Annotated in this window: 26 protein-coding genes; 20 read left to right on the top strand and 6 right to left on the bottom strand. The window is 63.4% G+C overall.

Annotated elements, in window-relative coordinates; translation table 11 throughout:
- Window positions 1-4 precede the first annotated feature (4 nt).
- Window positions 5-1,102, bottom strand: a complete 1,098-nt coding sequence (locus AC1D1J_RS11180) for an MBL fold metallo-hydrolase (RefSeq protein ID WP_477694720.1) — start codon at window positions 1,100-1,102, stop codon at window positions 5-7.
- Window positions 1,103-1,228: 126 nt separating this feature from the next.
- Between AC1D1J_RS11180 and AC1D1J_RS11175 the strand changes: the two genes are divergently transcribed.
- The 17 genes from AC1D1J_RS11175 (at window position 1,229) to AC1D1J_RS11095 (ending at window position 16,426) form a co-directional block, all read left to right on the top strand.
- Window positions 1,229-1,633 (top strand): MerR family transcriptional regulator, encoded by a 405-nt coding sequence (locus tag AC1D1J_RS11175; RefSeq protein WP_457282826.1) that lies wholly within the window; start codon window positions 1,229-1,231, stop codon window positions 1,631-1,633.
- A 26-nt stretch (window positions 1,634-1,659) separates the two neighbouring features.
- Window positions 1,660-2,853 carry a serine hydrolase domain-containing protein gene (locus AC1D1J_RS11170; RefSeq protein WP_477688674.1) on the top strand — a complete coding sequence of 398 codons (1,194 nt, stop codon included), beginning with the start codon at window positions 1,660-1,662 and terminating at the stop codon, window positions 2,851-2,853.
- A 60-nt stretch (window positions 2,854-2,913) separates the two neighbouring features.
- The gene (locus AC1D1J_RS11165) at window positions 2,914-3,357 is read left to right on the top strand and encodes a PaaI family thioesterase (protein WP_477694719.1); all 444 of its coding nucleotides are present in this window, start codon (window positions 2,914-2,916) and stop codon (window positions 3,355-3,357) included.
- Between the two features lie 34 nt (window positions 3,358-3,391).
- The gene (locus AC1D1J_RS11160; RefSeq protein WP_477694718.1) at window positions 3,392-4,573 is read left to right on the top strand and encodes an isovaleryl-CoA dehydrogenase; all 1,182 of its coding nucleotides are present in this window, start codon (window positions 3,392-3,394) and stop codon (window positions 4,571-4,573) included.
- A gap of 11 nt (window positions 4,574-4,584) precedes the next feature.
- Window positions 4,585-5,397 (top strand): hypothetical protein, encoded by an 813-nt coding sequence (locus AC1D1J_RS11155; protein ID WP_477694717.1) that lies wholly within the window; start codon window positions 4,585-4,587, stop codon window positions 5,395-5,397.
- Between the two features lie 51 nt (window positions 5,398-5,448).
- Complete coding sequence (can, locus tag AC1D1J_RS11150) at window positions 5,449-6,141, top strand: carbonate dehydratase (protein WP_457282831.1); 693 nt, start codon at window positions 5,449-5,451, stop codon at window positions 6,139-6,141.
- A 17-nt stretch (window positions 6,142-6,158) separates the two neighbouring features.
- A complete protein-coding gene (gene aceK, locus AC1D1J_RS11145; protein WP_477694716.1) occupies window positions 6,159-8,036 on the top strand; it encodes a bifunctional isocitrate dehydrogenase kinase/phosphatase in 1,878 nt (625 codons plus the stop codon).
- A 69-nt stretch (window positions 8,037-8,105) separates the two neighbouring features.
- Window positions 8,106-9,695: a serine hydrolase gene (locus AC1D1J_RS11140; protein ID WP_477689824.1), complete on the top strand. Its 1,590-nt coding sequence runs from the start codon at window positions 8,106-8,108 to the stop codon at window positions 9,693-9,695.
- 57 nt (window positions 9,696-9,752) lie between these two features.
- Window positions 9,753-10,934 (top strand): acetyl-CoA C-acyltransferase, encoded by a 1,182-nt coding sequence (locus AC1D1J_RS11135; protein WP_477694715.1) that lies wholly within the window; start codon window positions 9,753-9,755, stop codon window positions 10,932-10,934.
- Entirely contained in the window at window positions 10,931-12,019 is a 1,089-nt protein-coding gene (locus AC1D1J_RS11130) for a DUF695 domain-containing protein (protein WP_477694714.1), read from the top strand. The genes AC1D1J_RS11135 and AC1D1J_RS11130 overlap by 4 nt, the downstream gene beginning before the upstream one ends.
- A 34-nt stretch (window positions 12,020-12,053) precedes the next feature.
- On the top strand, window positions 12,054-12,731 hold the full coding sequence (locus AC1D1J_RS11125) for an SDR family oxidoreductase (protein WP_477694713.1): 678 nt from the start codon (window positions 12,054-12,056) through the stop codon (window positions 12,729-12,731).
- A 26-nt stretch (window positions 12,732-12,757) separates the two neighbouring features.
- Window positions 12,758-13,885: an acyl-CoA dehydrogenase family protein gene (locus tag AC1D1J_RS11120; protein WP_477694712.1), complete on the top strand. Its 1,128-nt coding sequence runs from the start codon at window positions 12,758-12,760 to the stop codon at window positions 13,883-13,885.
- Between the two features lie 180 nt (window positions 13,886-14,065).
- Window positions 14,066-14,494 carry a rhodanese-like domain-containing protein gene (locus AC1D1J_RS11115; protein WP_477694711.1) on the top strand — a complete coding sequence of 143 codons (429 nt, stop codon included), beginning with the start codon at window positions 14,066-14,068 and terminating at the stop codon, window positions 14,492-14,494.
- Window positions 14,495-14,504: 10 nt separating this feature from the next.
- Window positions 14,505-14,921 (top strand): YchJ family protein, encoded by a 417-nt coding sequence (locus tag AC1D1J_RS11110; RefSeq protein WP_477694710.1) that lies wholly within the window; start codon window positions 14,505-14,507, stop codon window positions 14,919-14,921.
- 11 nt (window positions 14,922-14,932) lie between these two features.
- Window positions 14,933-15,247, top strand: coding sequence for a hypothetical protein (locus tag AC1D1J_RS11105; RefSeq protein WP_477688685.1), 315 nt, complete (start codon window positions 14,933-14,935; stop codon window positions 15,245-15,247).
- Window positions 15,248-15,284: 37 nt separating this feature from the next.
- Entirely contained in the window at window positions 15,285-15,947 is a 663-nt protein-coding gene (locus AC1D1J_RS11100; protein WP_477694709.1) for an HAD family hydrolase, read from the top strand.
- A 101-nt stretch (window positions 15,948-16,048) separates the two neighbouring features.
- Entirely contained in the window at window positions 16,049-16,426 is a 378-nt protein-coding gene (locus AC1D1J_RS11095; RefSeq protein ID WP_457282846.1) for a YciI family protein, read from the top strand.
- 307 nt (window positions 16,427-16,733) lie between these two features.
- On the opposite strand, the gene AC1D1J_RS11090 is transcribed toward AC1D1J_RS11095, so the two are convergent.
- The 3 genes from AC1D1J_RS11090 to AC1D1J_RS11080 all read right to left on the bottom strand — a co-directional run bounded on the left by AC1D1J_RS11090 (window position 16,734) and on the right by AC1D1J_RS11080 (window position 20,969).
- Window positions 16,734-18,677 carry a potassium transporter Kup gene (locus AC1D1J_RS11090; RefSeq protein WP_477694708.1) on the bottom strand — a complete coding sequence of 648 codons (1,944 nt, stop codon included), beginning with the start codon at window positions 18,675-18,677 and terminating at the stop codon, window positions 16,734-16,736.
- A 94-nt stretch (window positions 18,678-18,771) separates the two neighbouring features.
- Window positions 18,772-19,458, bottom strand: a complete 687-nt coding sequence (locus AC1D1J_RS11085; protein ID WP_457282848.1) for a response regulator — start codon at window positions 19,456-19,458, stop codon at window positions 18,772-18,774.
- Window positions 19,455-20,969, bottom strand: coding sequence for a sensor histidine kinase (locus AC1D1J_RS11080; RefSeq protein ID WP_477694707.1), 1,515 nt, complete (start codon window positions 20,967-20,969; stop codon window positions 19,455-19,457). The genes AC1D1J_RS11085 and AC1D1J_RS11080 overlap by 4 nt, the downstream gene beginning before the upstream one ends.
- A 342-nt stretch (window positions 20,970-21,311) precedes the next feature.
- Between AC1D1J_RS11080 and AC1D1J_RS11075 the strand changes: the two genes are divergently transcribed.
- The 3 genes from AC1D1J_RS11075 to AC1D1J_RS11065 all read left to right on the top strand — a co-directional run bounded on the left by AC1D1J_RS11075 (window position 21,312) and on the right by AC1D1J_RS11065 (window position 24,075).
- Window positions 21,312-22,472 (top strand): aminotransferase class V-fold PLP-dependent enzyme, encoded by a 1,161-nt coding sequence (locus AC1D1J_RS11075; protein WP_477659318.1) that lies wholly within the window; start codon window positions 21,312-21,314, stop codon window positions 22,470-22,472.
- Window positions 22,473-22,569: 97 nt separating this feature from the next.
- Window positions 22,570-23,727, top strand: a complete 1,158-nt coding sequence (locus AC1D1J_RS11070; RefSeq protein WP_457282851.1) for a formyltransferase family protein — start codon at window positions 22,570-22,572, stop codon at window positions 23,725-23,727.
- A gap of 48 nt (window positions 23,728-23,775) precedes the next feature.
- Window positions 23,776-24,075: a hypothetical protein gene (locus tag AC1D1J_RS11065; protein ID WP_477689836.1), complete on the top strand. Its 300-nt coding sequence runs from the start codon at window positions 23,776-23,778 to the stop codon at window positions 24,073-24,075.
- A gap of 170 nt (window positions 24,076-24,245) precedes the next feature.
- On the opposite strand, the gene AC1D1J_RS11060 is transcribed toward AC1D1J_RS11065, so the two are convergent.
- Together AC1D1J_RS11060 and AC1D1J_RS11055 are read right to left on the bottom strand one after the other, a co-directional pair.
- Window positions 24,246-24,584, bottom strand: a complete 339-nt coding sequence (locus tag AC1D1J_RS11060; RefSeq protein WP_477694706.1) for a hypothetical protein — start codon at window positions 24,582-24,584, stop codon at window positions 24,246-24,248.
- A gap of 73 nt (window positions 24,585-24,657) precedes the next feature.
- Entirely contained in the window at window positions 24,658-25,413 is a 756-nt protein-coding gene (locus AC1D1J_RS11055) for an IclR family transcriptional regulator (RefSeq protein ID WP_477694705.1), read from the bottom strand.
- Window positions 25,414-25,502 lie beyond the last annotated feature (89 nt).

Below are 25,502 nucleotides of genomic sequence, written 5' to 3'. Positions count from 1 at the left end.
TTGCTTACGGACCAACGCTACTGAAGCGATAAATCCCGTCACTGTCCAGCCGGCGCGTGAGCTTGCCGCCAAACCACAGCGCATGCAGGTGGGCCACCGCTTCGCCCATGGCGAAGGTGGTCTGGTGCAGGTCCAGCTTGCGGGGGAACATGATGGGCAGGATGTCGGCCGCGCTGCAGGGCGCGGCGGTGCAGGCAGCCATCACTTCGGCCAGCCGGTCGCGATGGTGGTCGTGCAGCTGGCCTATGCGCGTGTGCAGGCCGCGAAAGGGTTTGCCGTGTGACGGCAGCACCAGCGTGTCTTCAGGCAGCGGCAGGAATTTGTCGATGGATTCCAGGAACAGCGTGAGCGCGTTCGACTCCGGCTCCATGTCGTAAACGCTCACATTGGTTGAAATGCGCGGCAGCACCATGTCGCCGCTGATGAGGGTGTCCAGCGCTTCGCAGTGCAGCGCGATGTGTTCGGGTGCATGGCCGTAGCCGCTGATGCAGCGCCAGTCGCGCCCACCGATCCGAACCGTCATGCCGTCCATGATGCGGACGTAGCTGGCCGGCACGGCCGGCACCATGCCGGGGTAGTAGCTGGCCCGGCCGCGGATTTTCTCGACGGATTCCGGGTCGACCAGCCCGTGCGCGGCAAAAAAGCGCGCTGCACTCTCGCCGCCGAAGCCGGTGGTGCTTTGCGAGCCGATACGGGCCGAAAGGTAGTCGGTGGCGCTGATCCACAACATGCACACGTGTTTGGGCGTGGTCCAGCGCTCGCAGAGCCAGTGCGCCAGGCCGATGTGGTCGGGGTGCATATGCGTCACGACGACGCGCAGCACCGGCAGGCCCTCCAGCTGGGTGGCAAAAACCGCTTCCCACTGCGCCTTGGACTCGTCCCGGCTGATGCAGCAGTCCACGATGGTCCAGCCCTGGATCTTCGCGCCCGCCCGGTCCGGGTCGTCCATCTCATCGCGCAGCAGCCACAGGTTGATGTGGTTCAGCGCGAAGGGCAGGGCCATGCGTATCCACTTGACGCCCGGCGCCACCTCCATGGTCATGCCCGACTCGGGCAGGGTATCTCCAAAGGGGTAATCCAGTTGCTGCTCAAGGAGGTTCATGTCATCATTCGCGGTATATTTGACGTTTACGTAAACGTCATACACAACCATTGTAGGGACCGCGCCTGTTTCGCGCTGTCTCAATAGCCACGAGCCCTTAGCGTTTGCAAAGAAGACTTCACCACCATGGCCACTACCTACACCATCAGCGACCTGGCAAAAGAGTTTGACCTGACGACGCGCGCCATGCGTTTTTACGAAGACATGGGCCTGCTGCAGCCCCAGCGCGAAGGCGCGGGCGGGCGCAACCGCGTTTACACCGCGCGCGACCGTACCCGGCTCAAGCTTACCCTGCGCGCCAAGCGCCTGGGCCTGTCGCTGACCGAGGCCAAGGACATCATCGACATGTACGACAGCCCGCGCGACACCGGGCCGCAGCTGCGCAAGTTCCTCGCCATCCTGGCGCAGCACCGTGCACAGCTGGAGGAGCAGATGACCGAACTGCAGGGCAACCTCGAAGAGGTGAAAACGCACGAGCGCGAGGCCAAGGCGCTGCTGGCGAAACTTGAGAAAGCGAAGCAGGCGGCGTAGCGGTGACCTGCTTTCCGCCGGGCCCCATGACGATCGATTCCCTGCGCCGCGCGGCCCTGGTCCTGTTCGCGGTGGGCCTGCCCGCCCTCGCGGCGGCCCAACAGGGATGCACCGGTTCATTCCGCAACCCCCAGCAGCGATTTCCGTTCAATGAAGCGCGGGCGGCCGGTGCGCCGGCGGTGTTCGGCCATGGCCTGCCATTGGAGGATGTGACGTATCGCGTTGCCGGGGATCCGCAAGCCCATTCGCTCGAGGAGTACCTGGCCCGTTTCTGCACGACGGGGTTTCTCGTCCTGCATGAGGACCGGATCGTCTATGAGCGATACCTGCAGGGAACCGGCGCCCAGGACGCGCTGCACTCGGCGTCCATGTCGAAGACGATCCTGTCGCTGCTGGTCGGCGTGGCGATCGCGGAAGGCAGGCTGGCGCTGGGCACCACCGTCAGGCAGGTCTTGCCCGGCTTCGAAGCCAGCGCGTTTGCCGACGATACGGTGGAGGATCTGCTGCGGATGGCCGCCTCGGCCAAACTTCATGCCGCCTATGAGGCGGGCGCGATATCGGACAACCGCGCGACCGACCCCACCGTCTCGCCGCGCCAGAGCATGCGGCGCTACCTGCAGGAGAAGACGGATCGATCGCCCGCCGGCAAGACTTTCAGCTACAACGGCGCGGTGACCGCGTTGCTCGGCCTCATGCTGAGCGAACGTACCGGCATGAGCAACACCGCGTATCTGGAGGACAGGATATGGTCGCGCCTCGGGGCCGAGGGCAGCGGCTTCTGGATCAAGAATTTCCATGGCGAGGAGGGCGTTCAAGGCCAGTTCGCCGCGCGCCTGCGCGACTACGGCCGGCTGGGGACGCTGGTGCTGAACCGGGGGCAGGCGGCAGGCGGGCAGGTCGTGCCCGCCGCATGGATCGACGAGATGGTCATGCTGCGGCCGGACAAGCCGCAGCCCAAAGGGGCTCCGTTCTATGGCTTGCACGTCTGGATTCCGCAGGCGGCCGGCGGCCGGTCGTTCTTCTGGGGCGTCGGCGGCCAGAACATCTTTGTCGATCCCGTCGCCCGCATGGTGATTGTCCATACGGGCAATTCGCGGGAAGCCCAATTTGCCGGCGACGCCCATCTCTTTCCTCTTCGGGACGCGATCGCCCGGACGCTCAGGTCGCGCGCGAAGCTTTCACCGCCCTTGGACAGTGCTTCCGCCAGCAGGCATAATTGACGTTTACGTAAACGTCAACTAAAACAAGAGCCGCCTTTTTATCTGTTCAAAGGGTCTTCCATGGATGCAACCGCCGCACCGTCCACACTGTTTCGCCGCATTGAAGCCAGCTTTTTGCGCCAGGGCCTGATGCAGCACCTGGGCGCGCGCCTGCTGCGCGTGGAGCCCGGCCTGTGCGAGGTGGCCCTGCCCTATTCGGAGCACGTCACGCAGCAGCAGGGCAGCTTCCACGGCGGCGCGATGGGCGCGCTGGCCGATATCGCCGGGGGTTACGCCGCGCTGACCATGGCTGCGGAAGATTCCGAGGTCACCACGGTCGAATACAAAATCAACTTCATGGCCGGTTTCAGGGACGGCGAGCTGCGCGCCCTGGGCCGCGTCGTCAAGGCCGGCAAGCGCATCATCGTCACGACCGCTGAAGTCACGCACGTCGGCGCAGCGGGCAAGGAAAGCGCCTGCGCGCTGATGCAGCAGACGCTGGTGCCCGTGCCCAAGACCTACTAATCCAATCCCGTCATACGACTTCAGAAAGCCCACCATGACCAACATGCCCGGACTCAACTTCATGCTCGGTGAAGACATCGACGCGCTGCGCGATGCCGTGCGCGAATTCGCGCAGGCCGAAATCGCCCCGCGCGCCGCCGAGATCGACCGCAACGACCAGTTCCCGATGGACCTGTGGCAAAAAATGGGCTCGCTCGGCGTGCTCGGCATCACCGTGGGTGAGGAATACGGCGGCGCCAACATGGGCTACCTGGCCCACATGATCGCCATGGAAGAAATCAGCCGTGCCAGCGCCTCGGTGGGGCTGTCCTACGGCGCGCACAGCAACCTCTGCGTCAACCAGATCAAGCGCAACGGCACCGACGAGCAGCGCAAAAAATACCTGCCCAAGCTCATCACCGGCGAGCACGTGGGTGCGCTGGCCATGAGCGAACCCGGCGCCGGCAGCGACGTCATCAGCATGAAGCTGAAAGCTGAAGACAAGGGCGGCTACTACCTGCTCAACGGCAGCAAGATGTGGATCACCAACGGCCCCGACGCCGACACCCTGGTGGTCTATGCCAAGACCGAGCCCGAGCTCGGCGCACGCGGCGTCACCGCCTTCCTGATTGAAAAAGGCATGAAGGGCTTCTCCGTTGCGCAAAAGCTCGACAAGCTCGGCATGCGCGGCAGCCATACCGGCGAGCTCGTCTTCAACAACGTCGAAGTGCCAGTCAGCCAGATTCTCGGCGGCCTCAACAGCGGCGCGAAAGTGTTGATGAGCGGGCTCGACTACGAACGCGCCGTGCTCACCGGCGGCCCGCTGGGCATCATGCAGTCCGTCATGGACAACGTCGTGCCCTACATCCATGACCGCAAGCAATTCGGCCAGAGCATCGGTGAGTTCCAGCTGATCCAGGGCAAGGTCGCCGACATGTACACCGTGCTGCAGGCCGGCCGCTCGTTTGCCTATACCGTGGCTAAAAACCTCGACATGCTCGGCACCGACCATGTGCGCCAGGTCCGCAAGGACTGTGCCTCCGTCATCCTCTGGTGCGCCGAAAAAGCCACCTGGATGGCCGGCGAGGGCGTGCAGATCTACGGCGGCAACGGCTACATCAATGAATACCCGCTGGGCCGCCTCTGGCGCGACGCCAAGCTTTATGAAATCGGTGCCGGCACCAGCGAAATCCGCCGCATGCTGATTGGGCGCGAATTGTTCGCCGAGACCATGTAAGGCCGCTACCCATGCCAGTGATACATCAGACGGCGAAGTGGCTCCTTGTGCTCGTGCTTGCCGCGCTTCTCGGTGCGTGCGAAAAAGATGAGCCCCCGCCCTACGCGGCAGTGCCGCAAGCCGACGCGACGTTCGAATGCGGCGTCCCCGAATCGCTGCGGGGAAAGGCCGTGAACGTCTTTCTTGATGCCTCAAGGGTGGGGGAGGTCTCCGAGGAAGCCGTGCTCGCCCTGAAGGGCCGGTTTGCGGCGTACGCTGTCGGCCTCACCCTGCGGGACGGCACAACGGTCAGCATCGACCTTGACGAGCCCATGGCTTTCACCGCCAAGGGCCAGACGCTTCATACAGGATGTGAGCAGTTCAAGTGGGCCAGCATGGGAAACCTCACGCTGTTTGAATACGCCCATGGCGCCGGAAATCCTTATCCCTCCCAGCAGTTGATGTATTCGCACGGCGCAACGCCTGACTTCAAGAACCTGCGCCCACTCCTTGCGGGAGGCAAGGGCGTATTCTATGAGCGCGAAGGAGACCGCTGCCTGACCGGACTGGTCCAGGGTGACGGTGAAGTGGACAGGTGGTGCTACCAGAGTGGCAAGCTGCACCAGACCCGGAAGATGCTGACCGCGTCGCTCACTGACGGCAAATACCGTTTTGTCTGTGATTTTTCCGGAGAAGGCCCTTTGCTGGTCGATGCGTCCATCGTGAAAGCCGGGCCGAACCCCACACCCTCGGCCCCGTTCAGCGACAAAGAGCTCGCCACTCTGACCGATAAATGCCTGGGAGAAAAAGCGCTGTTGAAGGCGAGGGCGATCGATGAAACATGACTTTCAGCCGCTTGCCGGACGGCATCCCCGCGGGCAGGCGAAAATACACCCATGACCACTTCGCTCCAAGACCTCTTCGCCCATAACCGCGCCTGGGCCGCGCAGATGGAAGCCGAGCGCCCAGGCTTCTTCACCAGCCTTGTCAAGCAGCAGACGCCCAGGTATATGTGGATAGGCTGCTCTGACAGCCGCGTGCCCGCCAACCAGATCACCGGCCTGGAGCCCGGCGAGGTGTTCGTTCACCGCAACGTGGCCAACATCGTCGTGCACTCCGACCTCAACGCGCTTTCGGCCATCCAGTTCGCCGTCGAGCGCCTCAAGGTGAAAGACATCATGGTGGTCGGCCACTACGGCTGCTCAGGCGTGCAGGCCGCGCTGGAAGGCGCGCGCATCGGCCTGGCCGACAACTGGCTTCGTCACATCCAGGACGTGCGCCACCGCCACCGCCAGCTCCTCGACAGCCTGCCCGAGGAAGTGCGTGCCAAAGCCCTGTGCGATATCAACGTCATCGAGCAGGTGGTCAATGTTTCCGTCAGTACGGTCATGGTTGATGCCTGGGCGCGCGGCCAGGAGGTCACCGTGCACGGCTGGGCCTTCGGCGTACATGACGGCCTGCTGCAGGACCTGCAGATGAGCGTGTCGGCGCCCGAGGAGCTCAACAAGTTCTACGGCAAGGCCATCGACCGTGTGTGGGACACCTGGAACGCCCGCGTCGGCGGCGGTGAACAGCAGCAGCTGGTCTGAACGGCGCAAAGCAAGCCATGTTCCCCCAGCGCCTGGACTCGAGCATTGCCTACGACATCGCCAAGGCGATGATGGACGGCTTTAACCGCCACTACCAACTGTTCCGAACCGAGTCCGCGCGCGCCAAGCACCGCTTTGAAACGGCAGACTGGCACGGCCAGCAGCGCGCGCAGCGCGAACGCATCGAGTTTTACGACCTGCGCGTGCGCGAAGCGTCCATGCGCCTGGAGCGCGAGTTCAAGGCCGGCGACCAGCCCATGGACGTCTGGCAGCAGGTCAAGCTCCATTACATCGGCCTGCTGGTCAACCACCACCAGCCCGAGCTGGCCGAAACGTTTTTCAATTCGGTCACCACCAAGATCCTGCACCGCAGCTACTTCCAGAACGACTTCATCTTCGTGCGGCCCGCCGTCAGCACCGAATACATCGAGAACGACGAGCTGGCTTCGCAGCCGACCTACCGCGCCTACTACCCCACCCGCGACAACATGCGCGAGGTGCTGCTGCAGCTGGTGCGCGACTTCGACCTGCGCCTGCCGTTTGACAACCTCGAGCGCGACGCGGGTTATGTGCTTGAAGCCATCAGCGGGCGGCTCACCGACGTCAAGCTGCGCGCCAACTTCCAGATCCAGGTACTCACCAGCCTGTTTTTCCGCAACAAGGGCGCGTACGTCGTCGGCAAGATCATCAACGGCTTCAACGAAGTGCCGTTTGCACTGCCGGTGCTGCACAACAAGGCCGGTAAATTGGTCATCGACGCCGCGCTGTTTGGTGAAGATGATTTGCTCATCCTGTTCAGCTTTGCTCGCGCCTACTTTATGGTCGACATGGGCATCCCATCGGCCTACGTGCAGTTTTTGCGCAGCATGATGCCGCACATGCCGCGCGCTGAAATCTACAACGCGCTGGGCCTGGCCAAGCAGGGCAAGACGCTTTTTTACCGCGACTTTCTGTACCACCTGCGGCATTCCACCGACAAGTTTCGCATCGCGCCCGGCATCAAGGGCATGGTCATGCTGGTGTTCGACTTGCCCTCGTTCCCCTACGTGTTCAAGGTCATCAAGGACTACTACCCGCCGCAAAAAGACACCACGCGCGAGCAGATCAAGGGCAAGTATCTACTGGTCAAGCAGCACGACCGTGTGGGCCGCATGGCCGACACGCAGGAATACAGCGAAGTGGCCTTCCCGCGCGAACGTTTCAGCGACGAGCTGATCACCGAGATCGAGAAATTCGCGCCCAGCCAGCTTGAAATCAGCGACCGCGACGGCGACGGTGCCACAGAAGTCATCATCAAGCACGTCTACATCGAGCGGCGCATGATCCCGCTCAACATTTACCTGCAGGAAGCCTTTGACGCCGGCGTGAAAGAGCCCGCCGCCAAGGACCAGATCGAGCGCGCCGTGGTCGAATACGGCAACGCCATCAAGGACCTTGTGGCGGCCAACATCTTCCCCGGCGACATGCTCTGGAAGAACTTCGGCATCACGCGCCACGGCAAGGTCGTGTTCTACGACTACGACGAGATCGAATACATCACCGACTGCAACTTCCGCAAGGTGCCCGCCGCGCGCAACGAGGAAGAAGAGATGAGCGGCGAGGTCTGGTATACCGTCGGCCCCAAGGATGTGTTCCCCGAAACTTTCGGCCCCTTCCTGCTCGGCAATGACGCGGTGCGCGAAGTCTTCATGAAGCACCATGGCGACCTGCTCGACGCCCATTTCTGGCAAAGCCACCAGGCACGCATCCAGGCCGGCCACGTGCACGACGTATTTCCTTATGAGCGCGAGAAACGTTTTGTCGCGCTGCACAGCCCCGGTGCTCCCCACGATGAAGTCCTCATGCAACTGCCGCCCGAGCCCGTGCTCACTGGCCTCAGCGGCCTGACGCCTTGAGGCGACGGTGCACGGACAAGCGAATGGCGATGGATGCCTTTCAGACCCTGTGACCTGAAGGAGACGTTGATGATGTCCGGCCTCTTTTCCCCGCGCTTGTTGCCTCTGGCATGGCTCATGGCTGTCGTTGCCGGCTCCCTGGTTGCACCCACCTACGCCCAGAGCCCGCCCGCGTCTGAGCAGATTTCCTACGCCATTGGCCAAATTGACGGCATGGCTGAGCAGTTGATGCGGCGCTCGGGGATTCCGGGTATGGCCGTGGCCGTGGTGGAGGGCGATCGCATCGTTTACGCCAAGGGTTTTGGTGTGCGTGCGGCCGGCTCCCCGCAGCCTGTCGATGCCGACACCGTTTTCCAGCTCGCTTCCATGTCCAAGCCGATTGGCGCCACGGTTGTCGCGCAGCAGGTCGGCGCCGAGAAGGTGAAGTGGGAAACACCCATGCGCAAGCACCTGCCCGGCTTTGCCCTGGGCAATGCCTACGTCAGCGAAAACATCACCATCGGCGACCTGTACGCGCACCGCTCCGGCTTGCCCGGCCATGCCGGCGACATGCTCGAAGAGCTCGGTTACCCGCAGCAGGACATCCTGCGCAGCTTCAGCCAGTTGCCGCTGACACCGTTTCGCGCTTCTTACGCCTATACCAACTACGGCATGACCGGCGCCGCGATGGCGGTCGCCGCGGCGGCCGGCACGGACTGGGCCAGCCTTTCGGAACAGGTGCTCTACAAGCCGCTGGGCATGGCATCAACCAGCTCGCGGTTTGCGGATTTCCTGGCCAGGTCGAACCGCGCGCCAGGCCATGTCAAGGAAAACGGCGTGTTTGTCATCGGTCCCGAGCGTGGCTACATCCCCGGCCGCCAGAACTGGTCCACGGGTTTCAACACCGACCGCCAGCAACCCTCCGGCGGCGTCAGTTCTTCGGCCAGGGATGTCGCGCGCTGGATGTCTTTTGTGCTGTCAGGGGGCATCGGCCCTGGCGGGCAACTGGTGCCGGCTGCTGCGTTGATGCCGGCCCTCACACCCAAGAACCTCACCCAGGAAGCCTCCGCGCCGGGCAAGCGTCCCGTGTTTTACGGCTATGGCTTCGCAATAAGCACCACCGAAGCCGGCCGCCCCGTGCTGAGCCACAACGGCGCATTTTCCTGGGGCGCGTCCACCAACTTCGCCGTCATGCCGTCGGCCAATCTGGGCATCGTGGTGCTCACCAATGCCTGGCCCACCGGTGTGGCCGAGGGGCTGGTGGCGCAGTTCTACGACCTGGTAGAGTTCCGCGCCGTGAAGAAGGATTGGTACGCCATTGCCGCCGCACAGATGGCCGAGGTCTTCACGCCGCAGGGCGAACTCGCGGGCAAGCCCCGCCCGGCGCAGCCCGCACCACCGTTGCAGGCCAACACGGGCACCTGGCGCAACGACTACCTCGGCCCGCTGCAGGTCGTGCGCACGGCGCAGGGTGCGCTTGAGCTGCGCATAGGTGCTGCGCCCCAGCTGGTCTTTCCCCTGCAGCATTGGGACGGCGACACCTATACCTTTGTGCCGCTCAACGACAGCGCGCCGCCGGGCTCGCTTTCCAAAGCCACGTTCAGCGGCAACCAGATCACCCTCGAGCACTACAACCAGCAAGGCCTGGGCACTTTCACACGCGTTGCGGCGCAGCCGTAAAGCCTGCCGCATTCCTTTAACTTTTTTTATCCCCCCTTTTTTTTCAAGGAGAACCTCATGTCTGATTCCATCGTCATCCTCGGCGCAGCCCGCACCCCCATGGGCGGCTTCCAGGGCGACTTCGCCAGCCTGTCGGCCCATGACCTGGGCGGCTACGCCATCAAGGCCGCCATCGAGCGTTCCGGCATCGCGCCTGAAAAGGTCGACGAAGTGCTGTTCGGCAACTGTCTGATGGCCGGCCAGGGTCAGGCGCCGGCACGCCAGGCCGGTTTCAAGGGCGGCCTGCCCGCCAGTGTGGGCGCCGTCACGCTGTCCAAAATGTGCGGCTCCGGCATGGAAGCCACCATGCTCGCGCACGACCAGCTCATCGCCGGCAGCCGCGACGTGATGGTTTCCGGCGGCATGGAAAGCATGACCAACGCACCCCACCTGCTGCTCAAGGGCCGCAGCGGCATCCGCATCGGGCACGACCGCATTTATGACCACATGATGCTCGACGGCCTGGAAGACGCTTATGAACCCGGCCGCGCCATGGGCACCTTCGGCGAGCAGTGCGCCGACAAGTACAAGTTCACCCGCGAAGCGCAGGACGCCTTTGCCACCGCCAGCGTCAACCGCGCCAAGGCCGCCACCGAATCCGGTGCCTTCAAGGCCGAAATCACGTCCATCACCGTCAAGGGCCGCAGCGGTGAAACGGTGATCTCCATCGACGAAGGCCCGGGCAAGGTCAAGCTCGACAAGATACCCACGCTCAAACCGGCCTTCAAGAAAGACGGCACCATCACCGCCGCCTCCAGCTCGTCCATCAACGACGGCGCCGCCGCCCTGGTGCTGGCGCGCGAATCGACCGCCAAAGAACTGGGCGCCACGCCCATCGCGCGCATCCTCGGCCACGCCACGTTTGCGCAAGACCCTGAATGGTTCACCACCGCCCCTGTCGGCGCCGTCAACAAGCTGCTCAAGAAAATCGGCTGGAGCGCCAAAGACGTGGACCTGTGGGAAGTCAATGAAGCCTTCGCCGTGGTGCCCATGGCGGCCATGAAAGAGCTCGGCATCAGCCACGACATCGTCAACGTCAACGGTGGTGCCTGTGCGCTGGGCCATCCCATCGGCGCGTCCGGTGCCCGTATCCTGGTTACGCTGATCCACGCGCTCAAGGCCCGCGGCCTGAAGAAAGGCGTTGCCACCTTGTGCATCGGCGGCGGTGAAGGCACAGCCATGGCGATCGAGCTGGTATGACGCAAGAAGCACCACAAACGCTTTCACCCGCTGAGCTCGCCCAGCGCATTGATGCCTTCTGGCTGAAATTCCAGGAGGGCGAGGCGGAGCTTGTCCGCCAGCCGGTACGCGACCAGGTCGAGAACATCAACGAAGTTCTCGAGGAGTATCTGGAAGGGCTGGCGCTGGAAATGTCGGCTGACGACGGCGACCAGCAGGTCGAACTGATCGCCACCGCGCACGGCAATACCGAAACCTTTCCGCTATTGCTGGACTTCGTCAAGCGCGCGCCGCCGCTGAAGCACTACAGCCTCACCGCCTTTCGCGCCCGCACGGAGAGCCCCGACTTCCCCATGCGGATGGACAACTTTGAACTGGCAACCTCCGAGGTGCTGATCGGCCACGTCGCCGATGAAGGGCAGGTGGGCATCGAAGTCATGTTTGCGCGTGAACTGCCCAGCGACATGCAGGACCATGCACGCAACATGACCTTCATCATGCTCGACCATGTGCTGGGCGAGTATGACTTCGCGGTCAAGGTCGGTTTTGTGGACTTCGTCGACGCGTTCTCGGACGAAGTGGCCGGCTCCACGACGCTCGACAAGTTCGGCGCTGTGCTCGACGCGTTCTGGACGAACGAACTGGGGCACACAGGCCTGTTCCCGAGCGGCGAACATCGGTGGTCTGTCATGACGGTTGTCTTTGGCAACAACCAGGACGGCGACGAAGAGGGCGACGACGAAGAAGACGACCAGGAGGGCGACAAGGCGATCGTGGCGGTCAACCAGAGCGCCAATGCGATTGCAGCGCGGCCTGACCTGGGCCACGCGATCGAGCTGCGCCTGCCCGTGGATGACCATGCGGCACTGGAGCGTGCCCGCGAAGTCCAGGAGCAGATTGCCACCCGCCTGGAGCTTCAGCATGCCGGTATTCTGTCCCACACCGTGGTCAGGAACGGCCGGCGCCTGGCCAACTATTACGTGGGCGACCTGCCTGCTGCACTCGATGTGATTGACACCAGCTTGCGCGGCGCATCGTTCGCCGACGTTGAGCTGAGCAATGCGTTCGACCCGTCCTGGTCAAAGTATTTCAATTTTGCGGGCTAGGTCCTGCAAACACAGTGTTAACAGGCCCTGATCCATGAAAGTCCTCGTCATCGGCGCATCGCGCGGCATAGGCCTTGAGTTCGTCAGGCAGTACGTGGCGGATGGTGCCAACGTCATTGCCACGGCGCGCAACGACGAAGGCCTGCAGCGCCTCAAGGCCCTGGGCGCCAAGGCCTTGCGGCTTGACGTGGCCCGGCCTGCCAGCATCAGCGGCCTGGCCTGGCTGCTGGACGGCGAAGAGATCGACATCGCCCTCTATGTGGCCGGCGTCTTTCCGCAGGGCGATGCACTCTCGCCGCCGACGCGCGAGGCGTTTGACCACACCATGCACACCAATGTGCTGGGCGCCATGCAGGCCATTCCGCAGGTAACGCCCATGGTCGAGGCCGCACGCGCAGGCAAGGGCGGCTGCTTTGCCTTCATCACCAGCGGCATGGGTTGCATTGGCGAGGTACCGTCCAGCAGCAGCTGGGCCTACCGCGTCAGCAAGGCTGCGCTGAACATGGCCGTGGCGTCTGCCCAGCATGACTACCCGCGCGCCATCATGGTGGCCTTGTCGCCCGGCTGGGTGCAGACTGACATGGGCGGCCAGGGTGCACCGCTCACCACGGTTCAAAGTGTCACGGCCATGCGCAAGACCCTGGCTGGGCTGACCTCCGAGCACAAGGGCGCCTTTCTTGACTACGACGGCCGCCGCTTCAGCACATGGTGAGCCCTGCACTCCACTGAAAGATTTCGATGATCCTGACCCAAGACCAAACCATGATCCGCGACGCGGTCCGCGACTTTGCGCAGGCCGAGCTCTGGCCCCACGCCGAACGCTGGGACAAGGAACACCACTTCCCGGTTGAGGCGCACAAGGGTCTGGCCGCACTCGGCGCTTACGGCATCTGCGTGCCGGAAGAGTTCGGCGGTGCCAACCTTGACTACCTCACGCTTGCGCTGGTGCTCGAAGAAATCGCCGCCGGCGACGGCGGCACCAGCACCGCCATCAGCGTCACCAACTGCCCGGTCAATGCCATCCTCATGCGCTACGGCAATGCACAGCAGAAAAAGCAGTGGCTGACAAAACTCGCGCAGGGCGAAATGCTCGGCGTCTTTTGCCTGACCGAGCCGCACGTGGGCAGCGATGCCTCTTCATTGCGAACCACAGCGGTTAAAGACGGCGACGAATACGTGATCAACGGCGTCAAGCAGTTCATTACCAGCGGCAAGAACGGCCATGCGGCCATCGTGATTGCGGTCACCGACAAGGGCGCCGGCAAAAAAGGCATGAGCGCCTTCATCGTGCCCACCAGCGCACCGGGTTATGTGGTGGCGCGGCTCGAAGACAAGCTGGGCCAGCACTCCAGCGACACCGCGCAAATCAATTTTGACAACTGCCGCATCCCGGCCGAGAACCTGATCGGCAGCGAAGGCGAAGGCTACAAGATCGCGCTGGGCGCACTCGAAGGTGGGCGCATCGGCATCGCCGCGCAAAGCGTGGGCATGGCACGCAGCGCGTTTGAGTTCGCGCTCAGCTATGCCAAAGAACGCCAGAGCTTCGGCACCGCCATCTTCAACCACCAGGCAGTAGGCTTTCGCCTGGCCGACTGCGCCACGAAGATCGAAGCGGCCCGCCAGCTGATCTGGCACGCCGCCAGCCTGCGCGACGCCGGCCTGCCCTGCCTGAAAGAAGCCGCCATGGCCAAGCTCTTTGCCAGCGAAATGGCCGAAGAGGTTTGCAGCGCCGCCATCCAGACGCTGGGCGGCTACGGCTATGTGAGCGATTTCCCGGTGGAGCGCATCTACCGCGATGTGCGGGTGTGCCAGATCTATGAAGGCACATCGGACGTCCAGAAAATTATCATTCAACGAGGACTTTGAGCACACCCCCGTTGAAGCTCACTGCGTGTAGCTTCCTCCCCCCTTGCAGGGGGCGGCGCCTGCGGCCCGGCAAAGCCGGTTCCGCGGCCCCTGCTGGGTTTGCGGGATTTGTCGCACTGCGCATGGAGTGCACGCCGTAAACTTGTTGATTCAGTGGCTATCCACAGCAGGAGACAGAGCATGCCGATTACCAAAGGATTCCGCGCACTGGTCGACGAGGCCATGGCGCAGGTCAAGACTTATTCTGTGGCAGAGGCCAGATCAAAACTCAGCGACCCCAAGGTACAGATCGTCGATATCCGCGATGTGCGCGAGCTGACAGCCGGCACCGTGGTGGACAGCTTCCACGCGCCGCGCGGCATGCTCGAATTCTGGGTAGACCCGGAGTCCCCGTATCACAAGCCCCTGTTTGCCGACGAAGGCAAAGAGTTCATTCTCTTTTGCGGGGCAGGCTGGCGCAGCGCCCTGGCCACCAAGACCCTGCAGGACATGGGCATGCGCAACGTCGCGCACATCGACGGCGGTTATGCCGAATGGGTCAAGCAGGGCGCGCCCACCGAAACGCTGGAAGAGCGCAAGACCCGCGCCAACAACAACGCCTGCGGCTGATGCGCGGGTGATGCCGAGCCCGTCGCTATCTCAGCCGTGCCCCTGCGGCCGCACCGGTCCGGCCAAAAAGCCGTTGCCGTTCGCAAATTGCTGTGGCCGCTACCTTGGTCACTTCGACACTGTGCCCGCGCCCGATGCCGAATCCCTCATGCGTTCGCGCTACACCGCCTTTGTGCTTGAACGTGCCGACTACCTGCTCACCACCTGGCACGCCAGCCATCGGCCCGCTTCCATCGAGTTTGACCCCGGCGTGAAATGGCTGGGCCTCGAAGTTCGCAGCCATCGCCAGATTGATGACACCCACGCCGAAGTCGAATTTGTCGCCCGCCAGAAAAGCCCCGGCAGCCCGGCCGTTCGCCTGCATGAGCGCAGCCGCTTCGTGCGTGAAGAAGGGCATTGGTACTATGTCGACGGCGACATTCAATAAAGGAAGCGGGCATGTTCAACCAGACCGTGCGCGGCATGTACTGCCTGCGCTGCAGCAGCCGCAAGGTGGTGCGCGGCAATTTCGAAGCGGAGCGGTTCTATCCCTTGCGTGGCTTGCTGCGCTCCCTTGTCGGCAAGCCGGTGCTTTTGCAAAACCAGCATTCGCATGCCTGCATGGACTGCGGCCTGGCCTGGAATGAGGTCGACACGACCGAGCTACGCAAAAACCTGCGCGCCTATGGCCTGGCGCCGCACAGCACTGGTGTGATGAACGCGGTGCATGGCCAAGAGGGCCAACAGAGCCAAGGGCCGGACATCAGCCTGTGACGAAGCTGGCCAACCCAATAGAAAAGAAAGCAGACAGATGAAATTCGACGCGGTGTTATTTGACTGTGATGGCGTGCTGGTCGATAGCGAGCCGCTGACCAACGGCGTGCTTCGCGACATGCTCGAAGAGCTCGGCTGGAAGCTCGGCTCGGCCGAATGCATGGCCATGTTTGTCGGCAAGGCCGTCAAGGACGAAGCCGCCACCATCGAAGCCCACACCGGCAAGCCGCTGACCGAAGCGTGGATGCTGGAGTTTCGCGCCCGCCGCAACGAAGCCCTGGTCGAGTCGCTGCTGGCCGTGCATGGCGCAGTCGAGGCCGTCAGCCAGATCCACACGGCCTACCAGGGCCGCATCGCCTGCGCGTCCGGCGCCGACCGTTTCAAGGTCGAGCTGCAGCTGGAAAAGTGCGGCCTGATGCCATTCTTTGAGGGCAACATCTTCAGCGGGCACGAGCTGCCACGCTCCAAGCCTTTCCCGGATGTCTACCTGGCCGCCGCCGCCGCGCTAAGCGTAGACCCGAAGCGCTGCGCCGTGGTCGAAGACACTGTTACCGGCGTCACGGCCGGCGTGGCGGCCGGTTGCACGGTGTTTGGCTACAGCCCGCCCGAGCTGGGTCACGACGCGCCCGCAGCCCTGCGCGCCGCCGGTGCGGTGCATGTGTTCACGGCCATGGCCGACCTGCCAGTGCTGCTGAGCTGAAGCGCCGCAGTTTTTTTGCCAAAAAGATGTCGATTCCGGTCGATTCTGGTCGAAGCCATTCGTCGTAGGGGTGTCAGCAACCACTTTTTGAAGGAAACACCGTGAAATACCTTTGCCTCGCCTATTACAACCCCGCCGAATTCGCCGCCATGCCGCCCGCCGACATGCAGGCCCTGGTCAGCCAGTGCCCGCCCAAGGACGCCCAGCTCAAGGCCACCGGCCAGCTGCGTGTCAGCGCCTCGCTGGGCGAGCCCGCCATCCGCCTGCAGCCGCGCGGCAGCAAGACGCAGAAGATCGACGGCCCTTTTACCGAAGCCAAGGAGCTGGTGGGCGGCTTTTTCATCATCGACGCTGCCAACCCGGACGAAGCCGTGAAAACTGCCTCGCTGCATCCGGCGGCCACGCTGGGCGAGCAGGCCGGCTGGCGCATCGACATGCACCCCATCGATTTCTTTGAGCAGTACGACGGCAAGGCCTGAGGCGGCTGGCTAGCGGCTGGCCGACCCTGACCGGCCTTTTTGAGCCGTTTTCAGGCATCAAAGAGGCCTCTGGCCCAATAACAACGGGCGCAAGCAGCTATTGTTTTAATAGCGTTTCCGTGCAGTCCGAAACCTGGCCTGAGGGCCTTTTGAGCGCAAAAAAGTGCCAAAAACAGGCATTTTTAAGCATCAAAAGTGCCAGTAACCCAATAGGGGTGTGCGCGAGCAGCTATTAAATTGATAGTGCCGCCCATCGTTCCCGCAGGCCACCGGCCCGCCACGCGGGCGGCGGTCGACCCCACTCAGCTCAAATCTGCACCCGCGTCCCCAGCTCAATCACGCAGTTGTTGGGCAGCTTGAAGAACCCCGCCACGCTGCCTGCGTTGCGCGACATCAGGGCGAACAGCGCCTCGCGCCAGTGCACCATGCCCGAGCCGCGCGTGGGCACCACGATTTCGCGGCTTAAAAAGTACGAGGTCTCGAACAGGTTGATGGGCAGGCCCTGGGCCTTGCACAGCTCCAGCGCTTTCGGAATGTCGGGCGTGTTCTTGAAGCCGTAGTTCACCTCTACCCGCCAGAAACCCGGTGCCAGCGGCTGCACCTGCACGCGCTCGGTAAACGGTATCCACGGCACTTCATGAAACACCACCGTCAGGATCAGGTTGCGTTCATGCAGCACCTGGTTGTGCTTGAGGTTGTGCATCAGCGCCTGCGGCACCGTGTCGGGGTTGGCCACCGCATACACCGCAGTGCGCTGTACCCGGTTCACACTGTCGGCCGACAGCGCCGTCACAAAGGGCAACAGCTCCGGGTCGTCGTGGCGGATGCTCTCCACCAGCAACTCGCGCCCGCGCCGCCACGTTGCCATCACGGTGAAAATTGCCACACCCAGCACCAGCGGAAACCAGCCGCCCTGCATGAACTTCAGCATGCACGACACCACCAGCAAAAGGTCCAGTGCCACAAAGACGGCGGTGGCCGCAATCGCCAGCGGCAAGGGGTAGCGCCAGCCCTGGCGTATGACAAAGAAGGTCAGCAAGGTAGTGATCAGCATGGTGATCGTCACCGCAATGCCATAAGCCGCCGCCATCGCAGACGAGCTGCCAAAGCCGAGCACCGTGGCCAGCACGGCCGCCAGCAGCAGCCAGTTCACGCCCGGCATGTAGATTTGACCGGCCTCGCGCGCTGAGGTGTGCAGCACGCTCATGCGCGGCAGCAGGCCCAGCTGTATGGCCTGCCGCGTCATCGAATAAGCACCCGAGATGACAGCCTGCGATGCAATCACGGTGGCCAGCGTGGCCAGCACCACGGCCGGAATCAGCCAGGCCTCGGCAAACATGCGGTAAAACGGGTTTTCCAGCGCGGGCGGGTCGCGCATCAGCAGCGCCCCCTGGCCCATGTAGTTGATGGCCAGCGCCGGCAGCACCAGGCCGCCCCAGGCAAACTGGATGGGCCGCTTGCCGAAGTGGCCCATGTCGGCGTACAGCGCCTCCGCGCCGGTAAAGGCCAGCACGATGGCGCCAACCGCCACAAACATGTGCCAGCCCTGTGCGCTTAAAAAGCGAATGGCGTTCAGCGGGTTCAGCGCGGCCAGTATGCCGGGCTGCTGCGCAATCTCAATCGCGCCGGTAAAGGCCAGCACACCAAACCACAGCACGATGACCGGGCCAAACAGCTTGCCGACCAGGCCCGTGCCAAAACGCTGCACCGCAAACAGCCCCACCAGCACCGCCATGCACACCGGCAGCACATAGGGTTTGAGCGCGGGCGTCACTACCTCCAGGCCTTCGACCGCGCTGAGCACCGAGATCGCAGGCGTGATGACGCTGTCGCCGTAAAACAGCGCCGCGCCCAGCACGCCCGTCAGCAGCAGGGCGGTGCGCGCTTTCGGGTTGTGCCCGGCCGCCTTGGCCGCCAGCGCGGTCAGCGCCATGATGCCGCCTTCGCCGTTGTTGTCGGCCCGCAAGATCAGCAGGATGTACTTGAGCGTGACGATCATCATCAGGCCCCAGAAAATCACGGACACCGCGCCTATGAGGTGAACCGCATCCAGCGGCACGCCCGTGGCGGGGCTGAAGATTTCCTTCATGGTGTAGAGCGGGCTGGTGCCAATGTCGCCGTACACCACGCCCAGCGCGCCCAGCGTCAGCGCCGCCACGCCTTCGCGGTGGCCTTTTTTACGCGTTGTGTTGTTGGCGGCTGTGGCCTGGCCCTCTGCAGCAGCATTCGCAGTCGTTGCGACATTTCCCATACATTCCATCCCTCAGTGAAGAAGCCCTCACTGTCGGCCGGCGGGCATCAGGAACGCATAAGTGCGCGTAAGGAAATCGCCGTTCAGGCCGGTATCAGTCCACCGCCAGCCGGTAACCCACGCCGGTTTCGGTCAGTAAATGCCGGGGCTCGGCCGGTTCCTGCTCAATCTTGGCGCGCAGCTGCGCCATGTAGAGGCGCAGGTAATGCACGTGCTCGGTGTATTCGGGCCCCCACACGTCGGCCAGCAGCTGCCGGTGCGTCACCACGCGGCCCGCGCTGCGCACCAGCCGCGCCAGCAGCTTGAACTCGGTGGGCGTCAGGTGCAGCGTTTCGCCGTGCAGCTGCGCGGTGTGCAGCGTCAGGTCCACACGCAAACCATCAAGTTCATGCACCGTTACGGCCGCGGCCAGGGCCGTGCCGCGGTGGCGCAGCGCCACGCGTATGCGCGCCAGCAGCTCGCTCACGCTGAAGGGCTTGGTCAGGTAGTCGTCGGCGCCCGCGTCCAGCAGCTTGATTTTTTGCGCCTCCTGGTGCCGGGCCGACACCACGAGAATGGGCAGAGAATGCTTTCGCCGCACCTCCTGCACCAGCTCGGCGCCGTCGCCGTCGGGCAGGCCCAGGTCCAGCACAATCACGTCGGGCGGGTCGTTGCGCACCAGCGCCGCGGCTTCGCTCAGCGACACGGCCGTCTGCACCTCAAAGCCTTCCACCGAGAGCGACGCGCGCATCAGCTCGCGCAGGTCGCGGTCGTCTTCCACCACCAGAAGGCGCAGGCTCATGGCTGCATCCCCGCGGGTTGCTGTGCTTCGATGGGCAGCGTCAGGGTAAAGACATTGCCTTCACCTGGTTCGCCAACATCACGGCGCGACGATAAAGTGAGCCGGCCCTGGTGCGCCTCTGCAATGGCCCGGCACAGCGCCAAGCCCAGGCCCGCACCGCGCGGGCCGGATTGGTCACCGCGCGCATAGGGCGCAAAGATGGCCTCGTACTTGTCTTTTGCGATTTGCGGACCGCTGTCCTTTACCGCCAGCCGCAGCGTGTTGCCCTGGGCCTCCACCGACAACGCAATCGCGCCGGTGCTGTACTTGAGCGCGTTGTCCAGCAGGTTGTCTACCAGCTGCGCCAGCAGCACCGGGTCAGCCTTGATCAGCGGCAGCCCGGCCTGCACGGTCGAGGTGATGCGGCGCTCGGCGTCGCGCTTGCGCACGCGCGCCAGCACGGTGCCGACAATTTCTTCGGGTGATTCCCATTGCCGCGCTGGCGGCTGCGCGGTGTTGGAGAGTTGCACCAGCTGCAGCGTGTTCTCCGTCACGGTCGATAAATAAGAGGCCTCACTCACAATGCTGCCCAGCAGCCGCGCCTGCTCGGCCGGGGCCAGCTTGTCGCCCTGCGTTTGCAGCGCTGATGCCGCGCCCACCACGGTTGCCAACGGCGTGCGCAGGTCATGCGAAATGGCCGCCAGAAAAGTGCTTTGCACCTGCTGGCGTTGCGCCTCGCCCTGCGCCGCCTGCATCGACTGGCTGAGCTGCAGCCGCCACAGCGCCTGCCCCAGCAGCGCGCACAGCGCCTCGGCATGTTCGCGCCCGCCGGTGTCGTGTGCCGGTGCGGGCTCTACCCGGGCCGCGCCGTGCATCTGCGTCTTGTCGCCCAGCGGCAGGTACCAGGCGTTCAGCCCCGGCCAGCGCCCGGTGCCGGGCCCCAGCGTGGCCGCTTCGCGCATGCAGCACTTCATGCCGTCCAGCACTGAGGGCTCCAGCACGGCGGCGTTCGAGAGTTCGCCGCCGGCTTGCCGTGTGCCCAGCAGGCAGGGGCCTTCAAAGGCTTCATCCAGCGCCGCCTGGCCCAGGGTGGCAATGTCGTGTGCCGTTGCTGCGGTGGAAAGCTGCGTGGCCAGGCCTTGCAGCTGGCGCGCACGCTGTTCGTTCAGGCGGGCCGCAGCCGTTTCGCGCCGCAGCCGCGCAGACAGGTGGCTGATGGCCAGCGCCACCAGCAGCATGCTGAAAATCGCAATCAGGTGATCCCGGCTTTCGACCTCAAAAGTAAAACGCGGCGGCACAAAAAAGTAGTTCAGCGCCGTCACGGCCACCAGCGCCGAGGCCACAGATTCCTTCCAGCCCATGGTGTAAGACACCACCACCACGACCAGCACATACAGCATGGCCTGGCTGGCAATCGTGACTTGCCTGTCTAGCAGCAGCCCGCCGCCGGTGGCGGCCGCCAGCAGCAGGGCCACGATGGCCCAGTGGCGCAAACTTGTGCCGGTGGCGGGTGTGGCTAGGGCAGCTTTCATCATCAGAAGCCCAGCGTACCATCGGCCGCATCAGGATTGCATCAGGAAGGCTGGCGGGGTGTGGCGGTGGGCGTGGTGCACCGCAAGGCGCCCAAACCGCCCAAATTCTTGACCTGTATCAACTTTTACCTATAAAAAGTGCCTGTAGCCCAATAGGGACGAGCGCGAGCAGCTATGAAATAAATAGCAGACGACGCACCCGGAGCGCCCGCCGCACAGCCTCCCCACGCGCCTCCCACACCCTGGGGGCCTCCCGCGACCACACATAACCCCACTGCCAAAATCGCCTCATCCTGTTAAGCTGGCTGCCCGACTTTTAATAACGATTTGAGAGACAACACCATGCCCGGACTCCTCCCCAACGTTGACCCTGACGGCCTGCTCGAGTTTTCGGTGGTCTACACCGACCGCGCCCTCAACCACATGTCAAAAAGCTTCCAGGGTGTGATGAGCGACATCTCGCGCATCCTCAAAGACGTGTACAAGGCGCACGCCGTGGCCCTGGTGCCCGGCAGCGGCACCTACGGCATGGAAGCCGTGGCCCGCCAGTTTGCGGGTGGCAAGCACGTCATGGTCATCCGCAACGGCTGGTTCAGCTACCGCTGGACGCAGATCTTTGACATGGGCCACATCCCCGCGTCGCACACCGTGCTCAAGGCCAAACAGACCGGCCCCGGCGCGCAGGCCCCCTGGGCACCCGCGCCCATTGCCGATGTGGTCGCTGCCATCGCCAAAGAAAAGCCCGCGCTCGTCTTTGCCCCGCACGTCGAAACCGCCTCCGGCATGATCCTGCCCGACAGCTACCTGCAGGCCGTGGCCGCGGCGGTGCATGCCGTGGGCGGCCTCTTTGTGCTCGACTGCATTGCCTCCGGCGCCATGTGGGTCGACATGAAGGCCACCGGCGTTGACCTGCTCATCTCTGCCCCGCAAAAAGGCTGGAGCAGCTCCCCCTGCTGCGCCATGGTCATGCTCAGTGAGCGCGCCCGCGCCGCGATAGACAGCACCGCCAGCTCCAGCTTTGCCTGCGACCTGAAGAAGTGGATGCAGATCATGGAAACGTATGAAAACGGCGGCCATGCCTACCACGCGACTCTGCCCACAGACGCCCTCACGCGCCTGCGCGCCGCCATGAAAGAAACGCAAGACTACGGCTTTGCCAAAGTCAAAGCCGAGCAGGAAGCCTTGGGTAGCAAAGTGCGCAAACTGTTTGAAAGCCGCGGCCTGCCCAGCGTGGCCGCCGAAGGCTTCAAAGCCCCGGGCGTGGTTGTCAGCTACACCACTGACCCAGACATCCAGTCCGGCAAAAAATTCCTTGCGCAAGGTTTGCAAACTGCCGCCGGCGTGCCGCTGCAGTGCGATGAAACCGCCGACTTCAAGACCTTTCGCGTCGGCCTGTTTGGCCTCGAGAAGTGGCACCAGTCTGACCGCACCGTCGGGCAGCTCGCCGCCGCACTCGACCAGATCGGCCTGACCGAGAAGGCGCGCCAGGCTGTCGCGGCCTGAGCGGCTGTTTCTCATCGGGAGCTTCGGCTCCCTTTTTTATGTCCGCTTTCCGTTTTAATCCATCCCTTTATCTATTCATTCCTAAAGAGACGTGTCAATGAAATGCGCTTTGGTCGGTTCCCGTTTTTTCGCAGCCTCGGTGTTTGAGGCGCTTCGCAAAGAAGAAGGCATTGAGTTCACCAGCATCGTCGCCCCCGCCGAAGACGACCGGCTGGCCATTGCCGGGCGTGCCGCCGGCATCCCCGTGCACGTGCTGGCCAACCCGAAGATCGTGCCCGGTGAGGCGATTGCCGAAGGCACCGAACTTATCATTGCCGCGCACACGCATGCCCGCGTGAGTGACGACGCACTCGCACGCTCGCGCCTGGGTGGCATCGGCTACCACCCCTCGCTGCTGCCACGCCACCGCGGCATCGCAGCCGTTGAGTGGACGATTCTGGAAGGCGACCCGATCGCCGGCGGCTCCGTCTACCACCTGGCCGACGGCTGGGACGCGGGCGCCATCGCCGCGCAAGACTGGTGCTTTGTCAAAAAAGGCGAAACCGCCCGCGAACTGTGGGAGCGCGCCCTTGCACCCATGGGCCTGGCGCTGCTCAGCAAAGTCGTGCACCACGCCCGCCTGCAAGGCAGCCTGCCCGCCGAAGTACAAGACCCCGCATTCGCCACCCGGGCCCCCATGCTGCGCAAGGCCGTGGTGCTGACCGAAGAGGTCTCGTCCGCCAACACTTCGTTGGTCGTCTCCATCGTCGGCACCGATCGCCAGGGCATCGTCAGTTCCCTGGCCGACAAAGCCCAACGCTTCGGCGCCAACTGGGCCGCCAGCCGCATGACACGCCTGGCCGGTGAATTCGCCGGCATGGTCCACTTCGAAGTGCCCCGCGAAAACGCCGACAACCTGGCCAACTCATTGCGCGGCCTGCAGTCCAGCGGCCTGCAAGTGGTGGTGGCAAAGAGCGACGGCGCCAACACCCCCGCCGCCCTGCGCGTGTTTGAGCTGGAGCTGGTAGGCGAAGACCGCCTGGGCATCGTCAGCAACCTCACCAAGATGCTCGCCGAGCGCGGCATCAGCATTGAGAGCATTCACACCGATATCGTGCGCAGCGGCGTCTCAGGCAAGCAGACTTTCAAGGTCGAGGCGCATTTGCTGGTACCGGCCAAGTTGTCGGTGGAGGCTTTGCAGAAGGAGCTGGGGACTTTGGCCAGCGAGATGATGCTGGATATTGCGCTGGGGGAGCGGCAGCTTGCTGTCGGGTAAGTCGACACGCCCCTCGGGCATGAAGTGAGCTAGGAGTACGGAATAGCAATGGTTGAAATCGTTGTGGCGGTGCTGGTTGTTGGGGGCTTGGGTGTGCTGCCCATCGTTGGGCTCATCATTCAGGTGTGGCGCGACCGCCGGGGCAAGCGGAGGAATGCGCAGGGAAGGTGTTACGCCTGCGGCGGGTCGGGCCTGCTCCTGCCTCTTCATCATTACAAAGGCGAGATGTTCAATTATTGCCTGCCATGCAGTCAACGCCAGCGCCGGATGTCCACGATGACTGGACTTGTCGCTGCCGGGGTTCTGGTGGTGGGCTTGTGTGCCTGGTTGATCGTGCGCGAGCTTTAAGAGATTTCGCTTGGGGGAGCGGCAGGTTTCCGGCAAGTGAGCTGAGATTCGGCTTGTCCGGCGTGGTGGCTGCGAGTGCTGGCAGTAACGAAAATCATGATTTGCTGTAATAGCCCTGAGTTCAAGCAACACTACCAATCCTGAAACCATGACCAGCGACTGCATTGGCATCAGTTCATGACATCAACGACAAGCAGCATGTTCATGACTATCTTGCTTTGGCGTTCAAGATGTCGGCGAAGACGTGAGGAGGCCAATTGCGTGCCCATTTGAAACAGAAAATAATCGATGTTTGCGAAAACAAAATCAAAGAGAAAGGCGAAAACGTCGGCCTGTCTTTCTACGCGTTTTTTGCCAACAAGAATGACAACCCGGAGCTCCTGATGGAGGCCGCAAAATGGTGGATCCAAACGCACCGGCTGGACCACTTTGAGAAAGCGTTGAAGATCAGGCGTCTGGTTGAGCAGGAAGTGGCCGATTGAAAAAAGCCGCACCTTGATGCAAGTCATCCTCCAGGGTCGTATCCGCCCCAGGCACCATCTCTTTTTTCAGACGAACCCCAAGACGGCTGACAAGCCGCTTTCAAGGATGCCAGCGCGACACCGCCCGCGGCGTGTGAGCCGACTTGCTCCCCGCGAGCGCATACGACAGCTGGTTCGCTGCGCGAATGACACTCTTTGCGTGCTTCATCAGTTTGGTCTTTGACAACCGCGCACTCGGGCCCGAGATGCAGATGGACCCCAGCAATCGCCAGTTGAGGCCGAACACCGGCGCCGCGACGCTGGCCACTTCGGCTTCGCGTTCGCCCATCGAGATCTGGTACCCCTGCTCACGGATCGACTCGTAGGGTTCTCCCGCTGCGCCGCTGAAGGCCAAAATCACACGCCCTGGTGCGCCCTTGTTCAGGGGCAGCCTTTCCCCGACACGCACGTGGTGCCGCACCGATTGCGGTCCTTCGACACGCGCCACGCAGGCGCGAATGTCGCCTTCGCGCACGTAGAACGACGCGCTTTCGCCGCTTGCCTCCACGAGCTCGTGCAGCGTGGGCTCGACGATCCGGTTGACGTCGAACCCGGCCTGGTAGCGCGCACCCAGCCAGCCGGCGGCCGGCCCCAGCCGCCACTGGCCGTCGTCGGCCTGCACCATGTATTGCGACAAGGCCAGCGTGCGCGCCAAGCGCAGCACCGTCGTCTTGTGCATGTGTGAGCGCCGGCTCAATTCCGCCAGCGAAAGCGTTGACTCGCCCACCTCAAAAGCTTCCATCAGCGAGAGCGCCCGCGTCACCGCGATGACGCCGCCGCCCGTCTCAACCGGCTCATTTGCTGGATCGTTGCGCATGCCGCACCATGGTTCACTGTATGAAACGGTATTGTATGGCGTGCAACGCGCGCCTACAGTCACACCCATACCGCAGCTATTGTTTTAAA

Source organism: Polaromonas sp. P1_F8 (genome assembly GCF_056405635.1).
This window is presented reverse-complemented; position numbering and strand designations above follow the sequence as displayed.